Source organism: Bradyrhizobium sp. HKCCYLS20291 (assembly GCF_051167715.1).
GTDB lineage: Bacteria > Pseudomonadota > Alphaproteobacteria > Rhizobiales > Xanthobacteraceae > Bradyrhizobium.
This window is the reverse complement of sequence record NZ_JBNPTO010000011.1, coordinates 169,911-195,702: the sequence shown is the minus strand read 5'-3', so window position 1 is coordinate 195,702 and position 25,792 is coordinate 169,911. Positions and strand designations below refer to the sequence as shown.

At 65.5% G+C, this 25,792-nt stretch carries 25 protein-coding genes; 11 read left to right on the top strand and 14 right to left on the bottom strand.

Annotated features, from left to right (window positions below; all coding sequences use genetic code 11):
- Window positions 1-6: 6 nt before the first annotated feature.
- The 4 genes from ACQR07_RS23775 to fabI all read right to left on the bottom strand — a co-directional run bounded on the left by ACQR07_RS23775 (window position 7) and on the right by fabI (window position 3,894).
- Window positions 7-1,197, bottom strand: coding sequence for an adenylate/guanylate cyclase domain-containing protein (locus ACQR07_RS23775; RefSeq protein WP_434904547.1), 1,191 nt, complete (start codon window positions 1,195-1,197; stop codon window positions 7-9).
- Between the two features lie 53 nt (window positions 1,198-1,250).
- The gene (aroC, locus tag ACQR07_RS23770) at window positions 1,251-2,336 is read right to left on the bottom strand and encodes a chorismate synthase (RefSeq protein ID WP_434904546.1); all 1,086 of its coding nucleotides are present in this window, start codon (window positions 2,334-2,336) and stop codon (window positions 1,251-1,253) included.
- A gap of 113 nt (window positions 2,337-2,449) precedes the next feature.
- On the bottom strand, window positions 2,450-3,049 hold the full coding sequence (locus ACQR07_RS23765) for a histidine phosphatase family protein (RefSeq protein ID WP_434904545.1): 600 nt from the start codon (window positions 3,047-3,049) through the stop codon (window positions 2,450-2,452).
- A gap of 11 nt (window positions 3,050-3,060) precedes the next feature.
- Window positions 3,061-3,894 carry an enoyl-ACP reductase FabI gene (gene fabI / locus ACQR07_RS23760; protein ID WP_434904544.1) on the bottom strand — a complete coding sequence of 278 codons (834 nt, stop codon included), beginning with the start codon at window positions 3,892-3,894 and terminating at the stop codon, window positions 3,061-3,063.
- A gap of 307 nt (window positions 3,895-4,201) precedes the next feature.
- Here fabI and ACQR07_RS23755 point away from each other — a divergent pair, with 307 nt between their 5' ends.
- Together ACQR07_RS23755 and ACQR07_RS23750 are read left to right on the top strand one after the other, a co-directional pair.
- Entirely contained in the window at window positions 4,202-4,690 is a 489-nt protein-coding gene (locus ACQR07_RS23755) for a sigma-70 family RNA polymerase sigma factor (RefSeq protein ID WP_434868034.1), read from the top strand.
- Between the two features lie 103 nt (window positions 4,691-4,793).
- A complete protein-coding gene (locus ACQR07_RS23750) occupies window positions 4,794-5,564 on the top strand; it encodes an anti-sigma factor family protein (RefSeq protein WP_434904543.1) in 771 nt (256 codons plus the stop codon).
- A 341-nt stretch (window positions 5,565-5,905) separates the two neighbouring features.
- Here the strand turns inward: ACQR07_RS23750 and ACQR07_RS23745 are convergent, their stop codons facing one another.
- Both ACQR07_RS23745 and ACQR07_RS23740 read right to left on the bottom strand, forming a co-directional pair.
- Window positions 5,906-6,871, bottom strand: coding sequence for a DnaJ C-terminal domain-containing protein (locus ACQR07_RS23745; RefSeq protein WP_434904542.1), 966 nt, complete (start codon window positions 6,869-6,871; stop codon window positions 5,906-5,908).
- 112 nt (window positions 6,872-6,983) lie between these two features.
- Window positions 6,984-7,388 carry an RT0821/Lpp0805 family surface protein gene (locus tag ACQR07_RS23740; RefSeq protein WP_434868031.1) on the bottom strand — a complete coding sequence of 135 codons (405 nt, stop codon included), beginning with the start codon at window positions 7,386-7,388 and terminating at the stop codon, window positions 6,984-6,986.
- Between the two features lie 125 nt (window positions 7,389-7,513).
- On the opposite strand from ACQR07_RS23740, the gene pdxH reads away from it, so the two are divergent.
- Window positions 7,514-8,164: a pyridoxamine 5'-phosphate oxidase gene (gene pdxH, locus ACQR07_RS23735; RefSeq protein ID WP_434868030.1), complete on the top strand. Its 651-nt coding sequence runs from the start codon at window positions 7,514-7,516 to the stop codon at window positions 8,162-8,164.
- Window positions 8,165-8,303: 139 nt separating this feature from the next.
- Complete coding sequence (locus ACQR07_RS23730; protein WP_434868029.1) at window positions 8,304-9,056, top strand: SDR family NAD(P)-dependent oxidoreductase; 753 nt, start codon at window positions 8,304-8,306, stop codon at window positions 9,054-9,056.
- 246 nt (window positions 9,057-9,302) lie between these two features.
- Here the strand turns inward: ACQR07_RS23730 and ACQR07_RS23725 are convergent, their stop codons facing one another.
- Window positions 9,303-9,626: a hypothetical protein gene (locus ACQR07_RS23725; RefSeq protein ID WP_434904541.1), complete on the bottom strand. Its 324-nt coding sequence runs from the start codon at window positions 9,624-9,626 to the stop codon at window positions 9,303-9,305.
- Between the two features lie 328 nt (window positions 9,627-9,954).
- Window positions 9,955-10,932, bottom strand: coding sequence for a magnesium transporter CorA family protein (locus tag ACQR07_RS23720; RefSeq protein ID WP_434904540.1), 978 nt, complete (start codon window positions 10,930-10,932; stop codon window positions 9,955-9,957).
- Between the two features lie 346 nt (window positions 10,933-11,278).
- On the opposite strand from ACQR07_RS23720, the gene ACQR07_RS23715 reads away from it, so the two are divergent.
- On the top strand, window positions 11,279-11,959 hold the full coding sequence (locus tag ACQR07_RS23715; protein ID WP_434904539.1) for a L,D-transpeptidase: 681 nt from the start codon (window positions 11,279-11,281) through the stop codon (window positions 11,957-11,959).
- Between the two features lie 120 nt (window positions 11,960-12,079).
- On the opposite strand, the gene ACQR07_RS23710 is transcribed toward ACQR07_RS23715, so the two are convergent.
- Complete coding sequence (locus ACQR07_RS23710; RefSeq protein WP_434904593.1) at window positions 12,080-13,186, bottom strand: extensin family protein; 1,107 nt, start codon at window positions 13,184-13,186, stop codon at window positions 12,080-12,082.
- Between the two features lie 127 nt (window positions 13,187-13,313).
- Between ACQR07_RS23710 and ACQR07_RS23705 the strand changes: the two genes are divergently transcribed.
- From ACQR07_RS23705 to ACQR07_RS23695, 3 genes are all read left to right on the top strand, one after another.
- Entirely contained in the window at window positions 13,314-14,942 is a 1,629-nt protein-coding gene (locus ACQR07_RS23705) for a fatty-acid--CoA ligase (RefSeq protein ID WP_434904538.1), read from the top strand.
- Window positions 14,943-15,107: 165 nt separating this feature from the next.
- Window positions 15,108-16,313: an ABC transporter substrate-binding protein gene (locus ACQR07_RS23700; protein ID WP_434904537.1), complete on the top strand. Its 1,206-nt coding sequence runs from the start codon at window positions 15,108-15,110 to the stop codon at window positions 16,311-16,313.
- A 267-nt stretch (window positions 16,314-16,580) separates the two neighbouring features.
- Window positions 16,581-17,441 (top strand): DUF1499 domain-containing protein, encoded by an 861-nt coding sequence (locus ACQR07_RS23695; protein WP_434904536.1) that lies wholly within the window; start codon window positions 16,581-16,583, stop codon window positions 17,439-17,441.
- 94 nt (window positions 17,442-17,535) lie between these two features.
- On the opposite strand, the gene ACQR07_RS23690 is transcribed toward ACQR07_RS23695, so the two are convergent.
- From ACQR07_RS23690 to ribB, 3 genes are all read right to left on the bottom strand, one after another.
- A complete protein-coding gene (locus ACQR07_RS23690) occupies window positions 17,536-18,453 on the bottom strand; it encodes an MBL fold metallo-hydrolase (protein WP_434904535.1) in 918 nt (305 codons plus the stop codon).
- Window positions 18,454-18,660: 207 nt separating this feature from the next.
- The gene (locus tag ACQR07_RS23685) at window positions 18,661-19,875 is read right to left on the bottom strand and encodes an acyl-CoA dehydrogenase (protein WP_434868020.1); all 1,215 of its coding nucleotides are present in this window, start codon (window positions 19,873-19,875) and stop codon (window positions 18,661-18,663) included.
- Between the two features lie 63 nt (window positions 19,876-19,938).
- A complete protein-coding gene (ribB, locus tag ACQR07_RS23680) occupies window positions 19,939-21,015 on the bottom strand; it encodes a 3,4-dihydroxy-2-butanone-4-phosphate synthase (RefSeq protein ID WP_434904534.1) in 1,077 nt (358 codons plus the stop codon).
- Between the two features lie 178 nt (window positions 21,016-21,193).
- Between ribB and ACQR07_RS23675 the strand changes: the two genes are divergently transcribed.
- The gene (locus ACQR07_RS23675) at window positions 21,194-22,429 is read left to right on the top strand and encodes a PLP-dependent aminotransferase family protein (protein ID WP_434904533.1); all 1,236 of its coding nucleotides are present in this window, start codon (window positions 21,194-21,196) and stop codon (window positions 22,427-22,429) included.
- A 9-nt stretch (window positions 22,430-22,438) separates the two neighbouring features.
- Here the strand turns inward: ACQR07_RS23675 and ACQR07_RS23670 are convergent, their stop codons facing one another.
- Window positions 22,439-23,719, bottom strand: a complete 1,281-nt coding sequence (locus ACQR07_RS23670) for an amidohydrolase family protein (protein ID WP_434904532.1) — start codon at window positions 23,717-23,719, stop codon at window positions 22,439-22,441.
- 178 nt (window positions 23,720-23,897) lie between these two features.
- Between ACQR07_RS23670 and ACQR07_RS23665 the strand changes: the two genes are divergently transcribed.
- Window positions 23,898-24,350 carry a hypothetical protein gene (locus ACQR07_RS23665; RefSeq protein ID WP_434904531.1) on the top strand — a complete coding sequence of 151 codons (453 nt, stop codon included), beginning with the start codon at window positions 23,898-23,900 and terminating at the stop codon, window positions 24,348-24,350.
- Window positions 24,351-24,486: 136 nt separating this feature from the next.
- A complete protein-coding gene (locus ACQR07_RS23660; protein ID WP_434904530.1) occupies window positions 24,487-24,711 on the top strand; it encodes a hypothetical protein in 225 nt (74 codons plus the stop codon).
- An 80-nt stretch (window positions 24,712-24,791) separates the two neighbouring features.
- Here the strand turns inward: ACQR07_RS23660 and ACQR07_RS23655 are convergent, their stop codons facing one another.
- A complete protein-coding gene (locus tag ACQR07_RS23655) occupies window positions 24,792-25,613 on the bottom strand; it encodes an aldo/keto reductase (protein WP_434904529.1) in 822 nt (273 codons plus the stop codon).
- Window positions 25,614-25,792: the final 179 nt, after the last annotated feature.

Sequence of the window (25,792 nt, the reverse complement as noted above, 5' to 3'; positions counted from 1 at the left end):
GGCGGACTAAGTCCCCTCCTCGCGCAATCCGAAGACGCGCTGCTCGGTCGAAAGACCGGCGATCGGGAATTCGCCGAGATCGGTCCACAGATCGCTCGACGGCTCGGAACAGGCGCCGGCAAACGCCTCCGATGCGACCACCGTGCGCCTGAGCCGCGCGGCGATCTTCTCCAGCCGGGCGGCGAGATTGACGGCCGGGCCGATGCAGGTGAAGTCGAGCCGGTTGCCGCCGCCGATATTGCCGTAGAGCAATCGTCCGACATGCAGCGCCACGCCGAAGCGAAAGCGCTCCCCGGTACCGCCAGCCGCATATTCCAGCGCGTCGACGCGGGCGCGCGACGCGCGCGCGGCCGCCAGCACACGGCCGCACACCTCGGCCGGATCGCCGCCCTGTTCGCGAATCGGAAACACCGCGAGCAGACCGTCGCCCATGAACTTCAGCACCTCGCCGCCGTGCTCGCGGATCGGGTCAACCTGGCAGTCGAAATAGTGGTTGAGGATCTCCACCACGTCCTCGGCCGGCAGCCGATCCGACAACGGCGTGAAGCCGCGCAGGTCGGACAGCCAGATCGCCGCATCCATCGTGTCGGTGTGGCCGCGGCGGATCTGCCCGCCCAGAATGCGCTCGCCGGCGCTGTTGCCGACATAGGTGTCGAGCAGCATCGAGGCGGTGCGCCGGAGCGTGATGATCTCGGTGTAGCGGGCCAGGGCCGGCATCAGCGAGCGGATCGCGTTCAGCTGCGCGTCGGTGAAGCCTTGCGGAGATTTGGTGGTCCAGCTCGACGCATGGACCGCGCGGTCGATGAAGGTCATCGGCAGAGTGAGATAGTCGGTCACGCCTTCGGCGCGCAGATCCATCAGGATCGGAAACCGCTCCGCCTGGGGAGCGCGGGGATCGGCCCTGAACTCGCGGCCGTGCTCGAACACGAGCGCGAGCGGACTATCCGTGTAGAGGGGCGAGCTCTCGAAGCCGAAATCGACCGTGCCCATCTCGACCCCGGCGCCCTCGCGCCAGACGAAGCTGCGGCCGGCGATGTCGGGATGCAGCGTGCGGACGAACACGCCGACGCGCCACAGCGGCAGGCCGAGGCCGACCAGCCGCGCGCAACATTCGGCCATCATGTCGCTCGGCGTCGCCGCGGACCGCGCGCCGTCGACCAGCCAATCCTTGATGTCCCGCAGCCTGGAGGTATCCATGGCCGACATTAGGCGAGCCGCATGACAACAGCAATTGGGCGTAGCGTTGAACGTCAGCCGACCTGGCCACGATGGCGCAGCAGATGGTCGGCGAGCACGCAGGCCATCATCGCCTCGCCGACGGGAACCGCGCGGATGCCGACGCAGGGGTCGTGACGTCCCTTGGTCAGGATCTCGGTCTCGTGGCCCGCGCGGTCTACGGTCTGGCGCGGCGTCAGGATCGACGAGGTCGGCTTGACCGCGAAGCGCAGCACGATCGGCTGTCCGGTGGCGATGCCGCCGAGGATGCCGCCGGCATTGTTGGAGAGGAAGCGCGTGCCGTCATTGGCCGAGCGCATCTCGTCGGCGTTCTGCTCGCCGGTCAGTTCGGCTGCGCCGAAGCCGGCGCCGATCTCGACGCCCTTGACCGCGTTGATGCTCATCATCGCCGCCGCGAGATCGGCATCCAGCTTGCCGTAGAGCGGCGCGCCAAGCCCGGCCGGGACGCCTTCAGCGATGATCTCCAGCACCGCGCCGATGGACGAGCCGGATTTCCGGATGCCGTCGAGATAGCTCTCGAAGAACGCCGCCTTGTCCTTGTCGGGACAGAAGAACGGGTTGCGCGCGATCTCGTCCCAGTCCCACTTGTCGCGGTCGATCTTGTGCGGACCCATCTGCACCAGCGCGCCGCGCACCTTCACCCCCGCCAGGATCTTGCGGGCGATGGCGCCGGCGGCAACGCGGGTGGCGGTCTCGCGCGCCGAGGAGCGCCCGCCGCCGCGATAGTCGCGCAGGCCATACTTCGCCTCGTAGGTGAAGTCGGCATGGCCCGGGCGAAACTTGTCCTTGATCTCGGAATAGTCCTTGGAGCGCTGATCCGTGTTCTCGATCAAGAGCGCGATCGGCGTGCCGGTGGTGACCTGCGCACCGGTGTCGGGATCGGCCATGACGCCGGACAGGATCTTCACCTGGTCCGGCTCCTGGCGCTGGGTGGTGAAGCGCGACTGGCCCGGGCGGCGGCGATCCAGATCGGTCTGGATCTCGGCCGCCTCCAGCGGAATCCGCGGCGGACAGCCATCGACCACGCAGCCGATGGCCACGCCATGGCTCTCGCCGAAGGTGGTGACGCGGAACATGTGGCCGAAGGTGTTGAAGGACATGAGCTGATCATCCGATCGAAAAACCGTCATTCCGGATGGTCCTGATGACCAGACCCGGACTCTCGAGATTCCGGGTCGCCTCTCGCGAGGCGCCCCGAAATGACGGACATGAACTAACTGAACTTGTCGAACCCGTTGTCGCCGAACACGTAGACCGCGCCCTGCTGGATCGGCAAATCGACGGCGCCTTGCGGCGTGGCGAAGCCGAGCGCCACCATCAGCGCGCGGGCCGTGCCGCCATGGGCGACCGCCACGATATCGCCAGACAGCTGATCATACCAGTCGCGGACGCGGCGCTCGACGTCGGCATAGGTCTCGCCGCCCTCCGGCGCCAGCGTCCATTTCTCGGTCAGGCGCCTGGCGTAGAACGCAGGATCGGCCGCCTGCATCTCCGGCAGCGTCGATCCCTCCCACTTGCCATAGCCGATCTCGCGCAGCCGCGGGTCGAGCGCATAATCCGCCACCGGCAGGTTCAGGACCCCGCGCAGCAGCTCCATCGTGGCGCGCGCACGGACCAGCGGACTCGCCACGTATGGCAACCGCGCCAAATCATGGCCGTTGCGCGCCATCAACTGGCCGAGGATGCTGCCGGCCTGGACCGCCTGCTCGCGCCCGCGCGCGTTGAGCGGAATGTCCTGCGTGCCCTGCAGCCGGCCGAGCGCATTCCATTCCGTCTCGCCGTGGCGGATGTAGTAGATCGTGGGCCGGGGCATTGCGCGATGCGTTATTCCTTGGCGCCGACGGAGTTGCTCAGCGAGATGTCCGGCGCCTCCGGCCGCTTCATGCCGACGACGTGATAGCCGGAATCGACGTGGTGCACCTCGCCGGTGACGCCGCGCGACATGTCGGACAAGAGATAAAGCGCGCTGTCGCCGACCTCCTCGATGGTCACGGTCCGGCGCAGCGGCGCGTTGTACTCGTTCCACTTCAGAATGTAGCGGAAGTCGCCAATGCCCGAGGCCGCCAGCGTCTTGATGGGACCTGCCGAGATGGCGTTGACGCGGATGTTCTTCTCGCCGAGATCGGCGGCGAGATAGCGCACGCTGGCCTCCAGCGCGGCCTTGGCGACGCCCATCACGTTGTAGTGCGGCATCCACTTCTCGGCGCCGTAATAGGTCAGGGTGATGATCGAGCCGCCGTCGGTCATCAGCTTCTCGGCCCGTTGCGCGATCGCGGTCAGCGAGTAGCAGCTGATCAGCATGCTCTTGGAGAAATTGTCCTGCGTGGTCTCGATGTAGCGGCCGTCGAGCTGGTCCTTGTCGGAGAAGGCGATGGCGTGGACGACGAAATCGATCTTGCCCCACTTCTCCTTCAACACGTCGAACACGGCATCGATGGTCGTGGGATCGGTGACGTCGCAATGGCCGAGCACGAGGCCGCCGAGCTCGGCGGCCAGCGGCTCGACCCGCTTCTTCAGCGCGTCGCCCTGGTAGGTCAGCGCGATCTCCGCACCGGCCGCGCGTGCGGCCTTGGCGATGCCCCAGGCGATCGAGCGGTTGTTGGCCACGCCGAGCACGACCCCGCGCTTGCCCTGCATCAAACCTGAAATCTGCGCCATGCGGCTTCCCATCGAACTGATGATTGGAGCAGGATCCGGAAAAGTGGAAACCGGTTTTCCGAAGAGATCATGCTCAAACAAGAAGATGAGAGCATGATGTGTTTCCGTCGGAAACGCGTCATGCTCTGAGGACTGGACGTACACCACCGGTCTGGCCCGGTACAGTGCCATTCCGCCTCTCCTGTGGCAAAGTCTCCGCAGAGATCCGGATGCTGGAATAGGCCTGTCTTCAGGGTGTTATGGTCTGTGCAAGGCGCGGATGCGGCCCGCACCTTTGTCCCCACGTCGAACGGCCGCAGGACACCCCATGAGCGCGTTCCGCCAGAGCGTCGAGGCCATGATCCCGGCACTGCGCCGCTATGCGCGGGCGCTGGCGCGCGACGTCGATGCGGCCGACGATCTGGTCCAGGACACGCTGGTGCGGGCGCTGCGCTCGGAGCGGCTGTTCCTCGGCGGCGACATCAGGAGCTGGCTGTACACGATCCTGACCAACCTCAACAAGAACCGCCGGCGGTCGCTGGCGCGGCGGCCGCATTTCATGCCGCTCCAGGACGACAATCCGGACGCCAGCGGCACCGAGGCCGAGGGCCGCGACATCGAGCGCGCGCTGGCCACGCTGGTCGAGGAGCAGCGCGCCGTGCTGCTGCTCGTGATCCTCGAAGGGCTCAGCTACCGGGAGGTGGCCGAGATCCAGGGCGTGCCGATCGGGACCGTGATGTCCCGCCTCGCCCGCGCCCGCGCCCACGTCCGCGCCGTCCTCGAGGGTGAGCGGCCGGCGCTCCGGAGGGTGAAATGACTGCCCGATTTACCGCACAAAAGCCGCGCTATCGCGGTCGCCTGCCCCGGGCCGTTGCGGCCGCGCCTAGGTGCGGTCGTGCGGCTGCAATGAGATCCAGACCATGACCGACCCGATCATTCCCGTCACCGAAGACGAGTTGCACGCCTATGTCGACGACGAGCTGCCGGTCGAGCGCCGCGGCGATGTCGAGACCTGGCTCGCGGCGCATCCGGCCGATGCCGAACGGGTGGCATCCTGGCGCCGCATGGCCGAAGCCCTGCATGCCCGCTACGACAGCGTTGCCAACGAGCCGGTGCCGCGGCGCCTCGACCTCGATCGTCTGGACAGGCGCCCGCGGCGCTGGATCATCGGCGCGGCCGCCGCCAGCATCTTCGCGTTCAGCCTCGGCGGCGCCCTCGGCTGGGTCGCACATGGCGCGGCGTCGTCGCCGTCGCTGCTGCTCAGCCTGGTCGGCGACGCGCTCGATGCGCACCGGCTCTACGTGGTCGACGTGCGCCATCCGGTCGAGGTTCCCGGCGACGAGAAGGCCCATCTGCAGCAATGGCTGACGCGCCGCTGCGGCCGCGTCGTGCAGGCCCCCGAACTCGAAGCCACCGGCCTCAAGCTGGTCGGCGGCCGGCTGCTGCCGGGCCCGTCCGGTCCCGCGTCGTTCCTGATGTATGAGAGCACGTCAGGCGAGCGCTTCACCGTCTATGCGAGCAAGACCGGGATCGAGGCGGCGCAGATGCGCTACACGGCGCAGGGCAATGCCGCCGCGCTGTCCTGGGCCGAGCGCGGCGTCGGCTATGTCGTCACCGGCGGCAGCGACCGGACACGTCTCACCCAGGTTGCACGCCTTGTTTATGACCAGGCCGAACGCGTGGGCGGCTAGCGGCGCATCGCGCCTCGATCTCGCCTAAGAGACGATTTGCGGCCGTGTCAGAAGCGGTTGCAAGGCACCCGCAAGCCATGCGGCGGCGCATCGCTCCGTGCGCTCGCCGCCAGCCGGATACACGTTAAGGTGGATGCCGCAATTCCGTCACCGAAAATCTGGAATCATGGCACCGGCGCGTCTCAATATCGCACCAAATAGTCACGAAAAAATGAGGAGTGTTCGATCCGCCGATCGACACGAACGCGGCCTCGATCGGGGTTTTGTACCGCGCTGGTCCCCCCTTCGAGGCCGCACTTTTCTTCTCAGATCTGCAGCGATCGATCGCGCAACGCGCAACCTCAGGCGAGGTTGCTGCGCGGATTGTAGGGATGGCGGTCGCGCCACTTGGTCATCAGGGCCTCGAGATCGGCGTCGTTGCCATCCGGAAGCACGATTTTCGTCGTGACGAACAGGTCGCCCATCGAGCCGTCGCTCTTCGGCAGCCCCTTGCCCTTCAGGCGGAAGGTGCGGCCGCTGGAGGTATTCTTTGGGATCGACAGTTCGACCGCGCTGCCGAGCGTCGGCGCGCGCACCTTGGCGCCCAGCACCGCCTCATAGAGCGTGATCGGCAGGTCGAGCCTGACGTCGCTGCCTTCGACCTTGAAGTACGGATGCGGCGCGATCTGGATCGTGATCAGGAGGTCGCCGGGCCGGTGCCCAGGCGCGCTCTCACCCTGGCCCTTGAGCCGGATCTGCTGACCGGCGGTGACGCCGGGGGGAACCTTGACATTGAGCTCCTTGCCCGACGGCAGGCGCACCCGCTTCTCGCCGCCCTTGACGGATTCCTCGAGCGTCACCGACATCGCGACCTTCAGGTCGAGATCGACGCCGACACCCCCGGTGTCGAATTCGAACGGATTGCCGCCGCCGCGCGCACCGCGCGTCGCGCCACCGCCGAACATGCTGTTCAGAATGTCCTCGAAGCCGCCGCCGCCGAAACCGCCGCCCGGCCCGCCGCCGCTGCGGAAGGTATAGTTCTCGAAGCCGCCGCCACCGGCACCGGCACGGCCAGCGCCGCCGCCGGGAAAGCCCTGGAAGCGCGGCTTGCCCTCGGCATCGATCTCCCCGCGATCGAACTGCTTGCGCTTGTCCTCGTCGCCCAGGATCTCGTTGGCCGAATTGATCTCGGCAAACCTGGCCGATGCCTTCGGATCATCCTTGTTGCTGTCGGGATGGTGCTTCTTGGCGAGCTTGCGATAGGCGCTCTTGATGGCCGCAGCGCTGGCGCTTCGCGGCACCCCCAAGACCTCATAGGGGTCGCGCATCCGTCACGTCTCCTTACAGAATGTCTGATACTAACCTATGGGCTCCCCGCCCGCTTTGCATTTCATGTGGGGAGTCCGTTGTATTTTTGCAACGGGTTTCGCCGCGACCCAGCTAGCTTTGCTGCCAGGGTTTGAGCGTGTGGATGTCCCAGCGGCCCCGTTCGACACGGCACGCCGAGCCCTGCAGCCACCGCTCCGTCTTGCCGTTGACGTAGCTCGCCAGGAAGTCCCGGCAAGTCCTGCCGTTCTCGGCCGTATAGGATTTGGCGATTGGCGTCACCGAGCCGCGGGCGCCGGTCTGCGGATTCTGCCAGGGCTGGCTGGAATCCTTGGTGCCCTTGGTCAGCACGTCGGAGGCGGCGTTGCGGGCAAAGGCGAGATCGCCCTCGGTCGGCTCGCGCTCGGGCGGCGGGCTGATCGTTCCGGTGATCTCCGCATCCTCCATCTTGGCATAAGCCGATTCGGGGCGCGAGAAGCTGCAACCACCACCCGACAGACCGATTAGAATGAGTGTCAAAGCGGTGCCGGCAGGACCGATCGCGGATAGGCCAAGCCGGACCGATGCCCTATATAGGACCGGACCAGCATGACCTTGCGCGCGCCTGGCCGCGGGTGAACGCAAAACTCGGACTCCCCATACACATGACCGACCCCACCAGCATCAAACACCAGACAACCTTAACATCCGGTACATCGGCTGATTTTACCGAGGCCGGCGAGCCGTTTGCGCTGTTTGCCGAGTGGTTTGCCGAGGCCGTCAAGAGCGAGCCGAACGATCCGAATGCGATGGCGCTGTCGACGGTCGACGACAGCGGACTGCCCGACGTGCGCATGGTGCTGATGAAGGGCTACGACGCCGACGGCTTCGTGTTCTACAGCCACAAGGCCAGCCAGAAGGGCCAGGAGCTAGCCGCCAATCCGAAGGCCGCGCTGCTGTTTCACTGGAAGTCGCTGCGCCGGCAGGTTCGCATCCGCGGCCTCGTGACGCCGGTGACCGACGCGGAGGCGGATGCCTATTTCGCCACCCGTCCGAAGCAGGCGCAGCTCGGCGCCTGGGCCAGCAAGCAGTCGCAGCCGTTGGAGAGCCGCTTCGCGTTCGAGCAGGCGATCGCCAAGACGGCCGCGCAATACATCATCGGCGAGGTGCCGCGCCCGCCGGGCTGGAGCGGCTGGCGCATCACGCCGCTGCGGATGGAGTTCTGGCACGACCGGCCATTCCGGCTGCACGACCGCATCGAGTTCAGGCGCGAGGCCGCTGGCCAGCACTGGAGCAAAGTGAGGATGTATCCGTAAGGGACGACGGCCGAACGCCCTCCCTCCTTCACGCGACAGTCGACTAACGAGCTTCGCCCCCCGGTGCTCAGGAATAGCGCACCGAACACGCAACCATTGTGGTAAGCTGATCCCTCGAGGGATCGTGAGAGACCCATTCATGCCCACTCCTTCCAACCAGCCGCGGCGCACGATGCTGCTGACCGGTGCCAGCCGCGGCATCGGTCATGCCACCGTGATCCGCTTCTCCTCCGCCGGCTGGCGCGTCCTCACCTGCTCGCGGCACCCCTTTCCGGAGGAGTGCCCCTGGGGTGCAGGCCCCGAGGACCACGTCCAGGTCGATCTCTCCGATCCACAGGACACCCTCCGCGCGATCGCCGAGATCAAGCAGCGCATCGACGGCGGCGAACTGCATGCGCTGGTGAACAACGCTGCGATTTCGCCGAAGGGCTCCGGCGGCGCGCGGCTCGGCACCGTCGACACCGACCTCGACACCTGGAATCACGTTTTCCGCGTCAACTTCTTCGCGCCCATCATGATGGCGCGCGGCCTGATCAAGGAGCTCAAGGCCGCCAAGGGCTCCGTGGTCAACGTGACCTCGATCGCCGGCTCGCGGGTGCATCCGTTTGCCGGCGCCGCCTATGCGACCTCGAAAGCGGCGCTAGCGGCATTGACCCGCGAGATGGCGTCGGATTTCGGCCGCGTCGGCGTGCGCGTCAACTCGATCGCGCCGGGCGAGATCGACACCTCGATCCTGTCGCCCGGCACCGAGAAGATCGTGCAGGAGCAGATCCCGATGCAGCGCCTCGGCACGCCCGACGAGGTGGCCAAGATCATCTACGTGCTGTGCACCGAGACCAGCTCCTACGTGAACGGCGCCGAGATCCACATCAACGGCGGCCAGCACGTCTGAGGGCGGCGGACGAACCAAGCTCTGGATCAAGCCGCAACTTGGTTCACGCCTGCTTGCTGCTCTCGACGAGACCCGGGTGGCGGCTCCAAGGTGCGATTAACGCCACTTGCAAACATCGCTGCGCGGCGGGGCTGGTGCCACAAACGAACAGCGCCCCCGGAAGGGAGCGCTGCTTGACCAATTGCATCGGCATACGGGGTTCGGATTGCGAGCCGTGTCACTCGGCGCCGGCGCGGGAACGTTCGTTCAGCCTTCGCACACCAGGCCGCGGAGGATCTGGGCGGCACGCCAGCGCAAACGTGCGGATTCGATGTTGAGGTTGAGGGCGCTGGAGCAGTCATCCTCGCGCTCGTCGTGATCGAGCTCGGCACCGCAATAGCGGCAGGTGCGCGGCGACAGCGCATGGGCCACGATGATGTCGGCACGGCTGCGCTGGTAGCTGGCGAGCTCGACCACGTTGTTCGATGCCGTTATGCGTTTCTCAACCATTGCCGCCTCTTGGCCATGGGCGCGATCGATGCGCCTTGGAGCTCCTGCATGCCATGCGCCGAAGCGCTCGTTGTTGGCCATGCTCACGAGCTGAGTTATCGCAGAGAAGTTTCGATCAAACGTTCAGGGTTCCCGTCAAATTTTACCTGAGCAATTGAGGCGGGTTTGCAGCCGCATTGCCGCCAGCCTAACAACTATTTGTGGCATGACGCGCATCTTATCATCTGTGTTACTTGAGGTGCATAGCCAGTTACCTGCGATGGCATTCGGTTAGTGAACATCGGGGCGTAGCTACTAACAACATGGCGCGCATGCGGCAGAAATTGCCGCTATCCAGGATGCAGGGCGTTCACACGGCGCAAACCAAGTGTTCTGGAATTGCAGGCGCGGATCGACGGGCGCGCAGCGCCTACAGCCACTTCTTCCATTTGAAGATGCCGTACGGGACGATCGCGCAGATCAGCATCAGCACCAGCGCCATCGGATAGCCGTGCGCCCATTCGAGCTCCGGCATCATCTTGAAGTTCATGCCGTAGATGGAGGCGATCAAGGTCGGCGGCATCAACACGACGGCCATGACCGAGAACAGCTTGATGATGTTGTTCTGCTCGAGATTGACGACGCCGAGCATCGCATCGAGCACGAAGGTGATCTTGCCCGCGAGATAGGAGGCATGGTCGGTCAGCGAGGCCACGTCGCGCTGCATCGTCTTGAGCTGCTCGCGCATGTCCTTCGACCATTTCACGCCTTCGACGACCGCGGACAGGAAGGTCACCAGGCGGCCGATCGAGACCAGGCTTTCACGCACCTTCGACGTCAGGTCGCCCTTGCGGCCGATCGCGATCAGGATCTGCGAATACTGCTTGGCGTGACCGTGCCGTTCGTTGTTCGGCTCGAAGATCTCGTGGCTGACCTGGTCGATGTCCGCGCCGACGCGCTCGAGGATGTCGGCGCAGCGGTCGATCACGGCATCGAGCAGTTCCATCAGGACCATCTCGCCCGTGATCCCCGGCGCACAGTTGCGGGCGAGCTTGGCCTCCACCACCGCGAACGGCCGCGGCTGGTCGTAGCGCACGGTCACCAGGCGGTGACCGGCGAGGATGAAGGTCACGGCCGTGGTTCTCGGCATGTCGGTATCGGAGTGACACATCAGGGTCGCGGTCATGTAGCGGGCGCCGTTCTCGATGTAGAGGCGGCTGGAGATCTCGATCTCCTGCATGTCCTCGCGCGTCGGGACCGCGATGCCGGCCAGCTTCTCCACCGCCCGGTCCTCGGCGCCACTCGGGTTTACCAGGTCGACCCAGACCGCATTCTCCGGCAGCGCCGAGGCATCCGTGACCGGGGCCTTCTTGAGCGAGACCTCCGACGGGACGTACACCGAGAACATGCAGGGAGACTCCGAATCGCGAAACGTGGTTTCGGCGGCTTAGCGGTGGGATGCTGCTGCCTTGTGACGCAGCTTGCCGACAGGGTCCATCGGCATTTCGCGCGTGTGTGGCCCAAATGGCCGTGTCGGCATCGATCGCGGGCGCGAACGTGCCATCCAGAGCACAGCTGTGGATGACCGGCCGAAATTTTGCGGCAAAAAAGCAACAATCACGGCGCTGCAACGTGACTTGTGCGTGTATCGGCTGGAATCGCGATCGATTTTGACGATAATGGGACATGTGGAATCGCGCTGCAGTGGCGCGGCCGTGCCATTGCAACGTCAGCTGTCAATTGGAATTTGTGACATGTCGCTGAAGGTGAAATTAGGACTCCTGGCCGCCGGCCTGATGCTGTCGGGCTGCATGCAGGCCACGACCTATGAGGCGACCAACGCCCAGGCCTTCAAGCCGAAGGACAAGGAGCTTCTGGCGAAGATCCGTTACACCAATACGCCGGTGGCGGAACCCTATCGCCGTGCGATCGTCGAGTATCATCGCAAGGAAGCGCCGGGCTCCATCGTCGTCGATTCCGACGCTCACTACCTCTTTTACGTGCTCGATGGCGGCAAGGCGATCCGCTACGGCATCACCGTTGGCGAGGAAGCCATGGCTTGGTCCGGCATCGCCAAGGTCGGCGCCATGACCGAGTGGCCGGCCTGGCATCCGACCAAGAGTGAGATCGAGCGTCTGGGCGTGCCGACCTTCGTGGCCGCCGGTCCGGACAATCCGATGGGCTCGCGTGCGATGTACCTCTATGCCAACGGCAAGGACACGCTGTTCCGGATTCACGGCACCAACCAGCCGGAATATATCGGCGCCTCGATCTCCTCGGGCTGCATTCGCCTGACCAATGAGGACGCGATCGACCTCTACAACCGGGTCAAGGTCGGCACCATCGTCGTGGTGCTGGATCCGAAGAAGGGCGATTCGCCGTACAAGCCGCAGATGGCGCTGCAAGGCGGCGGCGCCTACGCTGCGATGCAATAAAATTCAACTGAAGCCGGCCGCGATCAAAAGCCGAGAAACGCGTTTAGCATCCTCTTTCGAGAGCGCCGGGCAACCGGCGCTCTTTTTGTTTGCGGTGTGCGCTGATAGCGCCGATCGCCCTCAGGACCTGCTCTTGTGCTTCTTCTTGGCGCCCTTCGCAGCCGCCGGCTGCGGCGCGGGTGGAGGGGCGGCGGGCGCGGCTTCCTCGGCTTCCGCGTCACCGGATGCCGGCTCGGACGGGGCCGACTTGCGGGTCTCCGGCTCCGCCGCGCCGCCGGATCCATGGCGAGCCGCGGATTTCGCCTCCTTGCCGTCGTCCTCGGCTTCCGCCGTCTCGCGCGGCGGCGCGTCGTCGGGGCGCGCTGCCGGCATCAGGGGGGCGACCTTGGGCATCGGATCGAGCACGTCCCACTGGCAAATGCGGTAGTTGCTGCGGCGCTCGGCGAGATCGAGATGAATATGGTCCTCGTGATACCAGTCGGAGTCCGGGCCCAGCACGGTCGCGAAGTGGGTGCAGACCGAATGCAGCACCGCTTCGCGCAGATCGCGCGGCTGGGTGCGGTCGGTGAGCTCGATCATGCGGCCATCCGCGAGCTTGAAGCCGCGCACGTCGAGCGCATTGGCGCGGCCATGCTCCGACATCTGGGCGCCGACGATGTTGTTGCGGCCGCGGCATTGATACGAATCGTAGTTGTCCAGCGCAGCGATCGGGCTGCCGAGACGAGCGGCCAGTGGCGCCACATCGTTGCGGACCCAGTTGGCCACCGCCGTCGCCATCGTGCAGCGCATGACCGCCGCGGGCGCCAACGCCACCCGCCGCTTGTCCGGCAGCATCACCGCCTCGAGCCGGACCAGATCGTCACCGCCGCAGGCGCCCGGCCCCTTGATCGGCGGGATCGAAGGCGCGACCGCGATCTCCTCGGTGAGCGCCAGGCGGCAGGCGGATTGCTGCGGCGCTGGAGGCGTCTTCGCCTCTTTCCCGCCGTCCTTGGCCACCTCGCCCTTGTCGTCATTGGCTTCATCCTTGGCCTGCTCGCGCGCGACCGGCTTCGGCGCCGTCTCAGGACGCGGGCGAGGAAGTGGCACCACCGCCAGGGGCTGATCCTGTCGCGTCGATCCAGCGGCCGTGGCGCGCTGAGGCGGCTGAGCGCCCTCCCTGGACCTTGCGGCCGCGGGCAGGGTCATGAGCCAGCTCAATGCAAGCGCCGCGGCGGCAGCGCTAACCATCGCACCCGGCGCGACGTCGTGGCCGCCACAATGCCATTTGCGCGCGGTGCGGCGCGCGCTAAAATTCACGGAACGGACCAAAAGACCCTCGCTGCCCTAAAGCGAATACCACCGGAGGAACGACCTGATGCTTGGATTGATGCAAGACTGGCCCCTGCTTTGCCACCGGATCATCGAGCATGCGGCGACGATCCACGGCTCCCAGGAAGTCGTGACACGCTCGGTCGAAGGCCCCATCGTTCGCACCACCTACCGGCAAATCCACGACCGCGCTCTCAAGGTTTCACAGAAATTGACGCGCGACGGCATCAAACTCGGTGACCGCATCGCAACCATCGCCTGGAATACCGGCCGCCATCTCGAGGTGTGGTACGGTATTATGGGAATCGGCGCGATCTGTCACACGGTCAATCCGCGTCTCTTCCCCGAGCAGATCGGCTGGATCATCAACCATGCGCAGGACCGGATCGTCATCACCGATCTGACCTTCGTGCCGATTCTCGAGAAGCTCGCCGACAAGCTGCCGAGCGTCGAGCGGTATGTCGTACTGACCGATGCCGCCCACATGCCGCAGACGAATCTGAAGAATGCGGTCGCCTACGAATCGTGGATCGGCGAGGCTGACGGCGATTTCAAATGGGGCACGTTCGACGAGAACACCGCAGCGGCGATGTGCTACACGTCCGGAACGACCGGCGATCCGAAGGGCGTGTTGTATTCGCATCGCTCCAACGTGCTGCATGCGTTGATGGCCAATTCCAGGGATTCGCTCGGCACGTCCGCCGGCGATACAATGCTTCCGGTGGTTCCGCTGTTCCATGCCAACAGCTGGGGCATCGCGTTCTCCGCGCCCTCGATGGGCACCAAGCTCGTCATGCCCGGTCCCAAGCTCGACGGCGCCTCGGTCTACGAGCTGCTCGACACCGAGAAGGTGACCTACACCGCCGGCGTGCCCACGGTGTGGCTGATGCTGCTGCAGCACATGCAGGCGCATAAGCTCACGCTGCCGCATCTGAAGATGGTGGTGTGCGGCGGCTCGGCGATGCCGCGCTCGATGATCCAGGCGTTCCTCGACATGGGCATCGGCGTGCGCCACGCCTGGGGCATGACCGAGATGAGCCCGATCGGCACGCTCGCCACCTTGAAGCCGCCGTTCCTCGACGCCACGGGCGACGCCAAGCTCGACGTGCTGCAGACCCAGGGCTTCCCGCCGTTCGGCGTCGAGATGAAGATCACCGACGATTCCGGCACCGAGCTGCCATGGGACGGCAAGACCTTCGGCCGGCTCAAGGTCTCCGGTCCCGCAGTGTCGAAGGCCTACTACAAGGTCGACAGCAACATCCTCGACGAGGAAGGCTTCTTCGACACCGGCGACGTCGCCACCGTCGACGAGCACGGCTTCATGCGCATCACCGACCGCTCCAAGGACGTCATCAAGTCCGGCGGCGAATGGATCTCCTCGATCGATCTGGAGAACCTCGCGGTCGGCCATCCCGCCGTCGCCGAGGCGGCCGTGATCGGCATCTTCCATCCGAAATGGGACGAGCGGCCGCTGCTGATCGTGCAGCTGAAGCAGGGACAGACCGCGACGCGCGAGGACATCCTGAAATACATGGAAGGCAAGATCGCGAAGTGGTGGATGCCCGATGACGTCGCCTTCGTCGACGGCATCCCGCACACCGCGACCGGCAAGATCCTCAAGACCGCACTGCGCGAGCAGTTCAAGGCCTATCGCTTCCCCAACGCGGCGGCGTAACAACTCCCGCTCTGCGGGTGACGAACGGCCCCTGCGCCCGCGCAGGGGCCGTTTGCGTTCTCGACGAAAAGTTCCTCGGCCCTCGTCTCGACCATAGGCGAATAGGAAAGCCTGCGGGCTGGTTCCTAAGCTCCGGCACCAAAGAAGAAACGAGGGAACGCCACCATGCGATATCAGACGCGCCTGCTGCCCTGGCTGTTCGGGGCCTCACTGGTCGCCACGGCGGCTCACGCCGCCGCCAACAAGGTCGTGATCGGCGACATCGACGACATGTCCGGGCTTTACGCCGACGTGATCGGGCCGGGCGGTGTCGAAGCCGCGAAGATGGCGATCGAGGATTTCGGCGGCAGCGTGCTCGGCAACAAGATCGAGTTCATGGAGACCGATCACCAGAACAAGCCCGATGTCGGCGCCCAGAAGCTGCGCGAATGGGCCGATCGCGACGGCGTCACCATGATCCTCGGCGGCTCCAACACCGGCGTCAGCCTGGCGATGGCCAACGCCGCCAAGGAGAAGAAGATACCGTTCATCGCGATCGGCGCCGCCGGTGCCTCGCTGACCGGCAAGGACTGCACGCCCTACACGGTCCATTACGCCTACGATACGACATCGCTGGCCAACGGCACGGCCAAAACCATGGTCAGCCAGGGCGGCAAGAGCTGGTTTTTCCTGACCGCCGACTACGCCTTCGGCACCCAGTTGCAGGAGGCCGCCTCCAAGGTCGTCGAGGCCAATGGCGGCAAGGTGGTCGGCGCGGTGCGCGTGCCGCTCTCCAGCTCGGACTTCTCCAGCTATCTGCTGCAGGCGCAGAGCTCGGGCGCGCAGGTTCTCGGCCTCGCCAATGCCGGCAACGACTTCACCAACTCGATCAAGGCTGCGGATGAGTTCGGCATCGCCAAGACGATGAAGCCGGCGGCGCTGCTCGCCTTCATCAGCGATATCCACAGTCTCGGCCTGAAGACGGCGCAGGGTCTCTACCTCACCACCGGCTGGTATTGGGACCTCAACGACAAGACCCGCGCCTTCGCCAAGCGCTATTACGACAAGACCAAGCGCGAGCCGACCATGAACCAGGCCGCCTACTACTCGGCCACGATGACCTATCTCAAAGCCGTCAAGGCGGCCGGCACGACCGACTCGGACAAGGTCATGGACCAGCTGCGCAAGACCAAGATCGACGACATGTTCACGTCCAACGGCAAGATCCGCGCCGACGGCCTGATGGAGCATGAGATGTACATCATGCAGGTCAAGAAGCCGGAGGAGTCGAAGCACCCCTGGGACTACTACAAGTTGATCCAGACCATGTCGGGCGAGGAGGCGTTCGGCAGGCTCGCCGACTCGGCCTGTCCGCTGGTGCATGGACATTGAGGCTATTCACATCGGCCGCGGGTGAGGTGACCAGCTTCCCTGCGGCCAGCTGCGGTAACCCGGCGGTCTCGGATGCTCCAGCAGCGATTTCGGCCCGCCGCCACGATCCCACGGGGACAGCGGCCAGGACCGCTCCCGGGCCGAGCTCGCGGCCGTCCCGGGCGGGAACAAGGCCGCAGACTCCCCTTGAATTTGACCGGGGCTCATGGTCTCAAGCGAGATCGCCCCGGCTTCCGGGGCCGCCCCAACCCGGCAGTTCCTGAACCTATGGCCCGCAGGTTTCACGCTCCCTATCTGTCGGAGCCCACCTCCAGCCTTGCGACATGGACCCGCAATCTCGCGGTGTTCTCCGTCGTCGCCGTGCTGGTCTCGATCCTGATCCTGCGCTTCGACTTCCTGGAGATGAAGCCCGCGCTCGCCACCTTCTTCGGCGCGCTGGGCCTCGCCCTGTTGTCGATCCTGCTCGGGCTCGCCGCCTTCGTCGCGATCTGGCGCAATGGCAGCCGCGGCATGAGCCGCGTCCTCCTGGCGTTCATGATCGATGCTGTCGTGCTGGCCTATCCGGCCTATCTCGCGCTCCAATATCGCAAGCTGCCGAAGATCTACGACATCACCACCGATCCGATCGATCCGCCGCGGTTCGAGGCGCTGGCACCACTGCGCAACGGCGACGGCACCAACACAGCGGTCTACGCCGGGCTCTATTCAGCCGAGCAGCAGCAGAAATTCTATCCCGACATCGAGCCGGTGCAGATCGAGCTGCCGCCGGATCGCGCCTATGCGATCGCCTTGAAGCTGGTCAACCGCCGCAAATGGTTCGTCGTCGACGAGCGCGCGCCGCTGCCGCCGCGCCGGATCGGCCGCATCGAGGCGGTGGCGCGCACGCCGATCATGGGCTTCCGCGAGGACATCTCGATCCGCATCCAGCCCGACGGCGAGGATTCCCGCGTCGATGTCCGCTCCGCCTCGCGCTATTTCGATTCCGATCTCGGCAGCAACGCCGCGCGCGTCAACAAGCTGATCGAGGATCTGTCGAACGCCGGCGAGGCCGAAGCGCAGAAGCCGGTGAAGAAGATCACGCCGCCGCCGGTGGCGGCAAAGGGCAATGCGAAGACGGTGAAGAAGTGAAGGGGGCGAGTGGCGAATAGGGAGTAGCGAATAGGGATGACGTGGAGCTGGACTGCTCTCCCTTCCCTACTCGCTACTCCCTATTCGCCATTTGCTACGCCAGCCGATACGTTCCGCCGATCACCGGGTCGCCTTCCGTCGCGACGACACCACGGGCGACGAGATCCTCGAGATGCGCCAGAACGGAATAGCCGGCGGCGGTGGTGAGCCGCGGATCGATGCCGATATAGATCGCGCGCACCATGGTCGGGATGTCGGCCTCGCCCTTGGCGAGACGATGCAGGATCGAGGCCTCGCGGGCCTGGCGGTGGCGGGTCAGGAAGCGCGTGTAGCGCGGCCCTTCCGGGATTTCCGGCCCATGGCCTGAGAAATACAGCTCTTCCGGGCGTCCGGCGAGCCGCTCCAGCGAGGCCATGTAGTCGACCATCGAACCGTCGGGCGGCGCCACGATCGAGGTCGCCCAGCCCATCACGTGGTCGCCGACGAAGGTCGTGCTGCGCTCGCCCCAGGCGAAGGCGAGATGGTTGGCGGTATGGCCTGGTGTCGCCACCGCCTCCAATTGCCAGCCATGGCCTTCGATCACGTCGCCATCAGCAACTGCCACGTCGGGCGCGAAGTCGCGGTCGACGCCGGATTCCGGGCTGTGCTTCTCGCTCTCGTAGCGCGGCCGGGAGGCGCGATGCGGGCCTTCGGCATAGACCGTAGCGCCAGTGGCGGCCTTCAGCCGGCCGGTGTTCGGAGAATGGTCGCGGTGGGTATGCGTGACGAGGATGTGGGTGACGGTCTCGCCGCGCACTGCGTCCAACAGTGACTGTGCATGCGCTTCGTTGTCCGGGCCGGGATCGATGATCGCGACCTTGCCGCGACCGACGATGTAACTGACCGTGCCGGTGAAGGTGAACGGACTTGGATTGTTGCAGAGAACGCGGCGGATGCCCGGACGCACCTCGTCGACGACGCCCGCCTGAAGCGGGAAGTGGCGATTGAACGGGACGTCGTCATTGTCGGCCATGGCGTGCCTTCCTGCATGGGGCAGATCGTTGCCCCATTCTCCGCCGTCATACCCCGCGAAGGCGGGGTATCCAGTACTCCGAGAAGTCAGTGAGCCTCGATGGGCCGGCGTTTACTGGATCGTCCGCTTTCGCGGACGATGACAGTGATGGGCGCGACGGCGACCGCCCATCTCGCAGGCAGAGGCGACGCACGTCGCGCAGCGCGCTCAGAAGAACGCCTGAATGCCGGTGATGGCGCGGCCGAGGATCAGGGCGTGGACGTCGTGCGCGCCCTCATAGGTGTTGACCGTCTCGAGGTTCGCGGCGTGGCGCATCACGTGATACTCGATCGAGATGCCGTTGCCGCCGTGCATGTCACGGGCGAGGCGGGCGATGTCGAGCGACTTGCCGCAATTGTTGCGCTTGACGATCGAGATCATCTCCGGCGCCATCTTGCCCTCGTCCATCAGCCGGCCGACGCGCAGGCTCGCCTGCAGACCGAGCGCGATCTCGGTCTCCATGTCGGCGAGCTTCTTCTGCACCAGCTGGGTGGCAGCCAGCGGCTTGCCGAACTGCTTGCGGTCGAGGGTGTACTGGCGGGCGCGATGCATGCAGTCCTCGGCCGCGCCGAGCACGCCCCAGGAGATGCCGTAGCGGGCGCGGTTGAGGCAGCCGAACGGGCCCTTCAGGCCTGACACGTTGGGCAGCAACGCATCCTCCGGCACCACCACGCCGTCCATCACCACCTCGCCGGTGATCGAGGCACGCAACGAGAGCTTGCCGCCGATTTTCGGCGCCGACAGGCCCTTCATGCCCTTCTCGAGAATGAAGCCGCGGATCTGGTTGTCATGCGCGGCCGACTTGGCCCACACCACGAACACGTCGGCGATCGGCGAGTTCGAGATCCACATCTTGCTACCGGTCAGGCGATAGCCGTCGGCGACCTTCTCGGCGCGGGTCTTCATGCCCGCGGGATCGGAGCCGGCATCCGGCTCGGTCAGGCCGAAGCAGCCGACCCATTCGCCGCTCGCGAGCTTCGGCAGATACTTCTTGCGCTGGTTCTCGTCGCCATAGGCGTAGATCGGATACATCACCAGCGACGACTGCACCGAGTTCATCGAGCGATAGCCGGAATCGACGCGCTCGATCTCGCGCGCGACGAGACCATAGGCGACGTAGCTCGCATTGGCGCAGCCATACTCCTCGGGGAGCGTAATGCCGATCAGGCCGAGCTCGCCCATCTCGTTGAAGATCTCGCGGTCGGTCTTCTCCTCGAGATAGGCCTTGGTGACGCGCGGCAGCAGCTTGTCCTGGGCATAGGCGCGCGCGGTGTCACGCACCATGCGCTCGTCCTCGGTCAACTGCTCGTCCAGCAGGAAGGGATCGTCCCACTGGAAGCTCGACTGGGCCGGCTTGTCCTTTGCCTGAGGGCGCGCGCTCATGAACGATCCTTTCGCGTCTCGCTGCGCTCGGAGCACAGCCTTGTGAGGTTAAATCCTGGGAGGTCAGCCTTCAAGCCGTTCGTTGGCGACGATCTCGATGCCGAAACCCGACAGGCCCTTGTAGTCATGGGCCGACGAGGTCAGGTTCCGGATCGACGTCACGCCGAGATCGCGCAGGATCTGCGCGCCGACGCCGACTTCGCGCCATTGCCGATGGCGATCGGCCTCCGCGGTATGTGGCTCCGCGACCGGCTCGACCGGAACGCCGGCCGCACCGTCCCGCAGATAGATCAGCACACCGCGGCCGGCCTTCTTGAAGTGCTGCAGCACCGCTTGAATACGCTGCGGACCCGCGATCAGATCCTTCACGATGTTGGGCTTGTGAAGCCGCGTCAGCACATTCTTGCCGTCGCCAATGCCGTTGTAGACGAAGGCGGCATGGGTGATCGGATCGAACGGCGAGCGGTACGCGAAGCCCTGCAGCGGGCCGATCGGGCTCTCGGTCGTGAACGTCGATACGCGCTCGATCAGCTTCTCGCGCGCCTGCCGGTAGGAGATCAGATCGGCGATCGTGACGTGCTTGAGATTGTGGGCCGCGGCGAAGCGGACGACCTGCTCGCCCTTCATGACCGTGCCGTCGTCGTTCATCAACTCCGAGATGACGCCGACCGGCGGCAGGCCGGAAAGCTTGCACAGATCGACCGCCGCCTCGGTATGGCCCGAGCGCAGCAGCACGCCGCCGTCGCGCGCGATCAGTGGGAAAATATGGCCGGGCCGCGCGAAGTCGTTGGCGCCGGCATTCGGATTGGCCAGCGCGCGGCAGCAGGAGGCGCGCTCCTCGGCGGAGATGCCGGTGCCGCCATCCGGCTTGTAGTCGATCGAGACCGTGAACGCGGTGGTGTGATTGGAGTCGTTGTGGGCGACCATCGGATCGAGCCGCAGCCGCCGCGCGTCGTCGGCGGTGATCGGGGCACAGACGATGCCGGAGGTGTGGCGAATGATGAACGCCATCTTATCGGGCGTGCACAGCGAGGCCGCAACGATCAGATCGCCTTCCCCCTCGCGGTCATCGTCATCGGTCACGACGACCATCTCGCCCTTTGCGAAGGCGTACAGAACTTCCTGGATCGAGTCGGCCATTTGCAAAGTCTCGCAGCTTTTCCGGGGCGTGCTTTAGCCGGGATCGAAGGCGCGCGCCAGAGCGGCGGAACTGCCGTTCGGAGGTCGCCTTCCCCGGGAAAAAGCCTGTCCTGCCAGGACAAGCGTCCTGGTATCTGTTTAAAGTCGCCCCAATTCGAGAACAAGGGAGGCGTGCCTCATGGCCGTATTCGATTTTGCACCGCTCCTCGGTCCCGGCCTCCCGGCTCCAGCCGCACGCTGGACAGGCCTTGCAAGATACAGCTTCGTCGGCGGCAACAATGATGCCGACGCCGTCCCGGTCGAGGATTTGCGTGCGGCCGCCGACGCCGTGCTCGCGCGGGAAGGCCGCGCGCTGGCCACCTACGGCCTCGCGCATGGACCGCAAGGCTATCGACCGCTGCGCGACTTCCTCGCCGCCAAGCTCTCGCGCGATGCCGGCATGTCGGCGCGCGCCGACGACATCATGATCCTGTCCGGCTCGCTGCAGGGGCTCGACCTCGTCAACCAGGCGCTGCTCACGCGCGGCGACACGGTGCTGGTCGAACAGGACAATTACCAGGGCACGCTGACGCGGCTGGCGCGGCTCGGCGTCAAGCCGGTCGGCATCCCGCTCGACAAGGACGGCATGCGAACGGATGTGCTGGCGACGGCGCTGGCCGATCTCAAGGATCGTGGTGTCAGGCCGAAATACATCTATACCATTCCGACAGTGCAGAACCCGACCGGCACCATCATGCCGGAGAGCCGCCGCGCCGAACTGCTGTGGCTGTCGCGAGCCTATGGCGTGCCGGTGTTCGAGGACGACTGCTATGCCGACCTGATCTGGGACGGCAAGCGTCCGCGCGCGATCCACGGCATGTCCGACCATGGCGGCGTGATCCATCTCGGCTCGTTCTCCAAATCGGTCGCCCCCGCGCTACGCGTGGGCTTCCTGGTTGCACCGTGGGAGATCATGTCGGTCCTGCTCGCGCTCAAGACCGATGCCGGCTCGGGCGCGCTGGAGCAGATGGTGCTGGCCGAATACTGCAAGCCGCATTTCGCAACCCACGTCCCGCAGCTGGTGCGCGGCCTGCGCGCCAAGCTCGACACGCTGATGGACGCGCTGAATGCGGAGTTTGGCACGGCGGCCGAGTTCGAAGCGCCGAAGGGCGGGATCTTTCTCTGGGTCAAGCTGCCGGACCAGGTCGACGCGATGAAGCTGTCGCAGGCCGCGCTCAAGCGTGGCGTGTCGATCAATCCGGGCCCGGAATGGTCGACCGACGCTGCGCATGCGCGAAGCCGGCTGCGGCTGTGCTTCGCGAGCCCCTCGCATCAGGAGATCCGCGAGGGCATCGCCGTGCTGGCCGACGTCTGCCACCAGGAGTTCGGCCTGCCCGAGCGGTCCGCCAACAGGGCGCGCAGCGCCAGCGAATGATCGCGCTGCTCAGCGCACCGAGAACGGCGACTGATAGGGCCGGCCGAACGGCACGCCGTTGATCACGGTCTGCACCGGCTTCAGCTGCAGCTTGCCGTCGCGCTTGTTGCCGCGCGTGTCGACGAAGCTGACCGGGCCTTCGGCCACATCCATGATCGCGACGTCGCCGGGCGCGCCGACCTGCAGGCTGCCGAGCTTCGGCACCTTGCCGATGATCTTGGCCGGTGCCGAGGTTGCCATGCTCACCACCTGCTCCAGCGAAACCCCCATCGCCAGGAATTTGCCCATCACGTTGGGCAGGAACGGCGTACCCGGCGTGTTGCCGGAGAACACGTGAATGTCCGAGGAGATCGTGTCCGGGCCGCAGCCGCCGGGGATCGCCACCTCCGCGACGGTGAAGTCGAAGCTGCCGCCACCATGGCCGACGTCGAACAGCACGCCGCGCTGCTTGGCGGCCAGCGCCGCCGGCAGCAGCTTGCCGTTCTGCACGATGTTGGTGAAGGCGCCGTTGAGGTTGGGCGCGCCGGAATAGGCATGGGTGAGCACGTCGCCGGGCCGCAGCAGATCCAGGATCTGCGACATCAATTCGCCGGTCTCGACGCCGCCGATATGGACCATCATCCGCGCCGGCCAGCCACAGCGCTCACAGGCCTGGATGCCGCGCTTGAGCGGCTCGAGACCGTGCTTGAAGATGACGTTTTCCGACATCCGCACCTTGACGCCGAGCAGGAAGTCCGGGTTCTCGGCCAGCGCCATGGCGCAGGCCTCCACCTGCGCATTGTCGATATTGTAGAGCTCGGCGACCGGAAACGCCGACAGGCCGTTGTTGGCGATGTGGACGAACGCATAGATCCGCGCCCGCGACTGGGCGACGATGAAGCGGCGCAGCGCCGCCAGATTGTTCACACCGGCGTCGCCGGCGGAGACGACCGTCGTGGTGGCCTGGAATTGCACCAGCTCGTCCGGCGGAATCCCGATCGCCGAACCGTAGGGATAGACGTGGCTGTGGAGGTCGACGAGGCCCGGCATGACCAGCCGGCCGCCGGCGTCGATCGATCGCAGCGCCCGCTCGACGGGAATATCCGCCTCGACCGCCTCGATCACGCCCCAGCGGATGCCGATGTCCCGCTTGCCGCGCAGCGACTGGCTGGGGTCGATGACATCCCCTCCCTTGATGAGAAGGTCGAACTTGTCGGCAGGCCCCATCGCGGCGTTGGCAGGAACCGTCAGCGCCGTCACGGCGGCTGCTCCGGTCAATCGAAGAAAATCGCGGCGCGACTGCCCTGCCATGCGTGCCTCCCCGGATCATGTTGTTGTTGAAGTCAGCATGCTCCTTCCCAACAGAACCCGCAACATGCTGCCCGCGCATCAAGCGCACCTTCGCGGAGAACAAAAGACGCGCGTCGCGGCCGTTGCAAGGTTGATGCAAGGCATTAGGATGAGGCGGCTGCCAACCGACTCGCATTGCATGACCTTGCACCTGTCCCGCCTGCTCCAGATCACAGTGCTGACCACATGCGCCTTCACCTCGGCCGCCCTGGCTGATGGCGTTGCGGATACTGCGCGTGACTGGGGCCTGATCGGGACCTGGGCGGTCGACTGCTCGGCGCCCCCTGTCAAGGGGCGCGGCACGATCATCTCCTACGAGATCGCGTCGGACGGCAGCCTGATCTATCGCCGTGATCATGATGCGTCGGATCTCAACGAGATCGCAGATGCGCGCGTCGACCCCGACCAGACCCTGGTGCTGTCGATCGTACTGTCGAAGGCGCGGCAGACACGCGAGAACGGAATTGCCAAGACCGCCGACGGCAGCATCCGCTCGGTGTTCAACCGCGGCGAGGACGGCAGCTACACCATCCGCGACGGCCGCTTCGTCGCCAACGGCAAGTTGACGCCCGCGCTCAGGAAGTGCGACTGACGACCGGCTCCCGCGGTCCGTGCACGTCCTGGCAAAGACGAAATCTGAACGTACATTCAGCAACTTCGTAGAAGTTCCTGCGGAACGTTCTCGCACACTTCAAGTTGACCCCGCGCAATTCAATCTGGAGGACAACATGAAGAAGATCGCTCTTGCACTCGCTTCCCTGACGGCCCTTGCGCTGGCGGCTCCGTCAATCGCCAACGCCGAGACCGTGATCATCAAGCGCGGCGGCCATCACTATCATCACGGCTGGGACCGCCATCATGGCTGGGACCGCTCGCGCGCCGAGTATCGCATGCATCGCGAGTTCAGGCCCCACCGCCATCACGATCGCACGGTCGTCATCAAGCGCTACTGATCGGCAGTCGACACGAAAATGGCCCCGCAAGGGGCCATTTCTCTGTTTGCCTGTCACCTGGAGCAACGGTCTGCCCCGCGTCAGCGATCCCACTCCGGCGCGAAACCAGGATTGACGAAGCGCTTGTCCTTCGGGAGGGCGGCAATCGTCTGGCGGTCCTCGTCGTCGAGCTGAACTTTCATTGCATCCCAATTGGCTTGCTGGCTTTCCTTGCGGCCGGCCTTCGGGATGGCGGCGACGCCGTCCTGGTCGAGCAGCCACTTCAGCGCGATCTGTGCGGCGCTCGCCCCATGCTTGCGGCCGATCGCGGCCAGCGTCTCGTTGGCAGCGGCCCGTCCCTGCGCCAGCGGACAATAGGCGACCAGGGGAATCGAGCGGCCCGCCATGTAGGCCATCAGCTTCGACTGCTCGAGCATCACGTGATACTCGACCTGATTGCAGGCGATGGGTGCCTGGATCTCCTCGACCGCCTGCTTCAACAGCGCGACCGTGAAGTTGGCGACGCCGATCGCCCGCGTGCGCCCCTCCTGCTTCAGCGACAACAACGTCTCGAGCGCAGCCGGCAGGTTCATTCCCTTGGCTGGCCAATGGATGAGATAGAGGTCGACGAAGTCCAGCCTGAGCTTCCTCAAGCTCGTGTCGAACGCGCGGCGGATGGCATCCGGTGCGAGGTTCTCCGGCCAGACCTTTGTTGTGACGTGCAAATCCGCACGCGGCACGTCGGCGGCCGCGAGTGCCGCGCCGATCGCGTCCTCGTTGGCGTACATCTCGGCGGTGTCGATGTGGCGGTAGCCGAGCGCGAGCGCACTCTCGACGGCCTCCCGGCAGACGGTGCCCTGCATGCGGAAGGTGCCGAGCCCGAGCTTGGGAAGGCGGATGCCTTGGGTTTCGATTGCGTCCATGAAGTCTCCTGCCAAGGTCTCCTGCCAAGGCTTGCTGCCCGCGCTCCGGCATAATCTGGACGCGCGCCGCGGTGAGCCTTGAAGATCAAGGTGTTGTCGGGATGCGTTGAATGGTCCCGCGGAGTTTGCGCGAGTTCAAGCCGATCCGCAGCTGCGACAATCAAGATGTTGAGAGACCG

Bases quoted from the DNA above. Each gene is read 5' to 3' on its own strand.
- ACQR07_RS23705 (WP_434904538.1), top strand. From the start codon at position 13,314: ATGCTTGGATTGATGCAAGACTGGCCCCTGCTTTGCCACCGGATCATC.
- ACQR07_RS23765 (WP_434904545.1), bottom strand. From the start codon at position 3,049: ATGCCCCGGCCCACGATCTACTACATCCGCCACGGCGAGACGGAATGG.
- ACQR07_RS23750 (WP_434904543.1), top strand. From the start codon at position 4,794: ATGACCGACCCGATCATTCCCGTCACCGAAGACGAGTTGCACGCCTAT.
- pdxH (WP_434868030.1), top strand. From the start codon at position 7,514: ATGACCGACCCCACCAGCATCAAACACCAGACAACCTTAACATCCGGT.
- ribB (WP_434904534.1), bottom strand. From the start codon at position 21,015: ATGGCCGACTCGATCCAGGAAGTTCTGTACGCCTTCGCAAAGGGCGAG.
- ACQR07_RS23730 (WP_434868029.1), top strand. From the start codon at position 8,304: ATGCCCACTCCTTCCAACCAGCCGCGGCGCACGATGCTGCTGACCGGT.
- ACQR07_RS23700 (WP_434904537.1), top strand. From the start codon at position 15,108: ATGCGATATCAGACGCGCCTGCTGCCCTGGCTGTTCGGGGCCTCACTG.
- ACQR07_RS23775 (WP_434904547.1), bottom strand. From the start codon at position 1,197: ATGGATACCTCCAGGCTGCGGGACATCAAGGATTGGCTGGTCGACGGC.
- ACQR07_RS23670 (WP_434904532.1), bottom strand. From the start codon at position 23,719: ATGGCAGGGCAGTCGCGCCGCGATTTTCTTCGATTGACCGGAGCAGCC.
- ACQR07_RS23720 (WP_434904540.1), bottom strand. From the start codon at position 10,932: ATGTTCTCGGTGTACGTCCCGTCGGAGGTCTCGCTCAAGAAGGCCCCG.
- fabI (WP_434904544.1), bottom strand. From the start codon at position 3,894: ATGGCGCAGATTTCAGGTTTGATGCAGGGCAAGCGCGGGGTCGTGCTC.
- ACQR07_RS23710 (WP_434904593.1), bottom strand. From the start codon at position 13,186: ATGGTTAGCGCTGCCGCCGCGGCGCTTGCATTGAGCTGGCTCATGACC.
- ACQR07_RS23725 (WP_434904541.1), bottom strand. From the start codon at position 9,626: ATGGCCAACAACGAGCGCTTCGGCGCATGGCATGCAGGAGCTCCAAGG.
- ACQR07_RS23690 (WP_434904535.1), bottom strand. From the start codon at position 18,453: ATGGCCGACAATGACGACGTCCCGTTCAATCGCCACTTCCCGCTTCAG.
- ACQR07_RS23660 (WP_434904530.1), top strand. From the start codon at position 24,487: ATGAAGAAGATCGCTCTTGCACTCGCTTCCCTGACGGCCCTTGCGCTG.
- ACQR07_RS23715 (WP_434904539.1), top strand. From the start codon at position 11,279: ATGTCGCTGAAGGTGAAATTAGGACTCCTGGCCGCCGGCCTGATGCTG.
- ACQR07_RS23695 (WP_434904536.1), top strand. From the start codon at position 16,581: ATGGCCCGCAGGTTTCACGCTCCCTATCTGTCGGAGCCCACCTCCAGC.
- ACQR07_RS23675 (WP_434904533.1), top strand. From the start codon at position 21,194: ATGGCCGTATTCGATTTTGCACCGCTCCTCGGTCCCGGCCTCCCGGCT.
- ACQR07_RS23665 (WP_434904531.1), top strand. From the start codon at position 23,898: ATGACCTTGCACCTGTCCCGCCTGCTCCAGATCACAGTGCTGACCACA.
- ACQR07_RS23755 (WP_434868034.1), top strand. From the start codon at position 4,202: ATGAGCGCGTTCCGCCAGAGCGTCGAGGCCATGATCCCGGCACTGCGC.
- ACQR07_RS23745 (WP_434904542.1), bottom strand. From the start codon at position 6,871: ATGCGCGACCCCTATGAGGTCTTGGGGGTGCCGCGAAGCGCCAGCGCT.
- aroC (WP_434904546.1), bottom strand. From the start codon at position 2,336: ATGTCCTTCAACACCTTCGGCCACATGTTCCGCGTCACCACCTTCGGC.
- ACQR07_RS23655 (WP_434904529.1), bottom strand. From the start codon at position 25,613: ATGGACGCAATCGAAACCCAAGGCATCCGCCTTCCCAAGCTCGGGCTC.
- ACQR07_RS23685 (WP_434868020.1), bottom strand. From the start codon at position 19,875: ATGAGCGCGCGCCCTCAGGCAAAGGACAAGCCGGCCCAGTCGAGCTTC.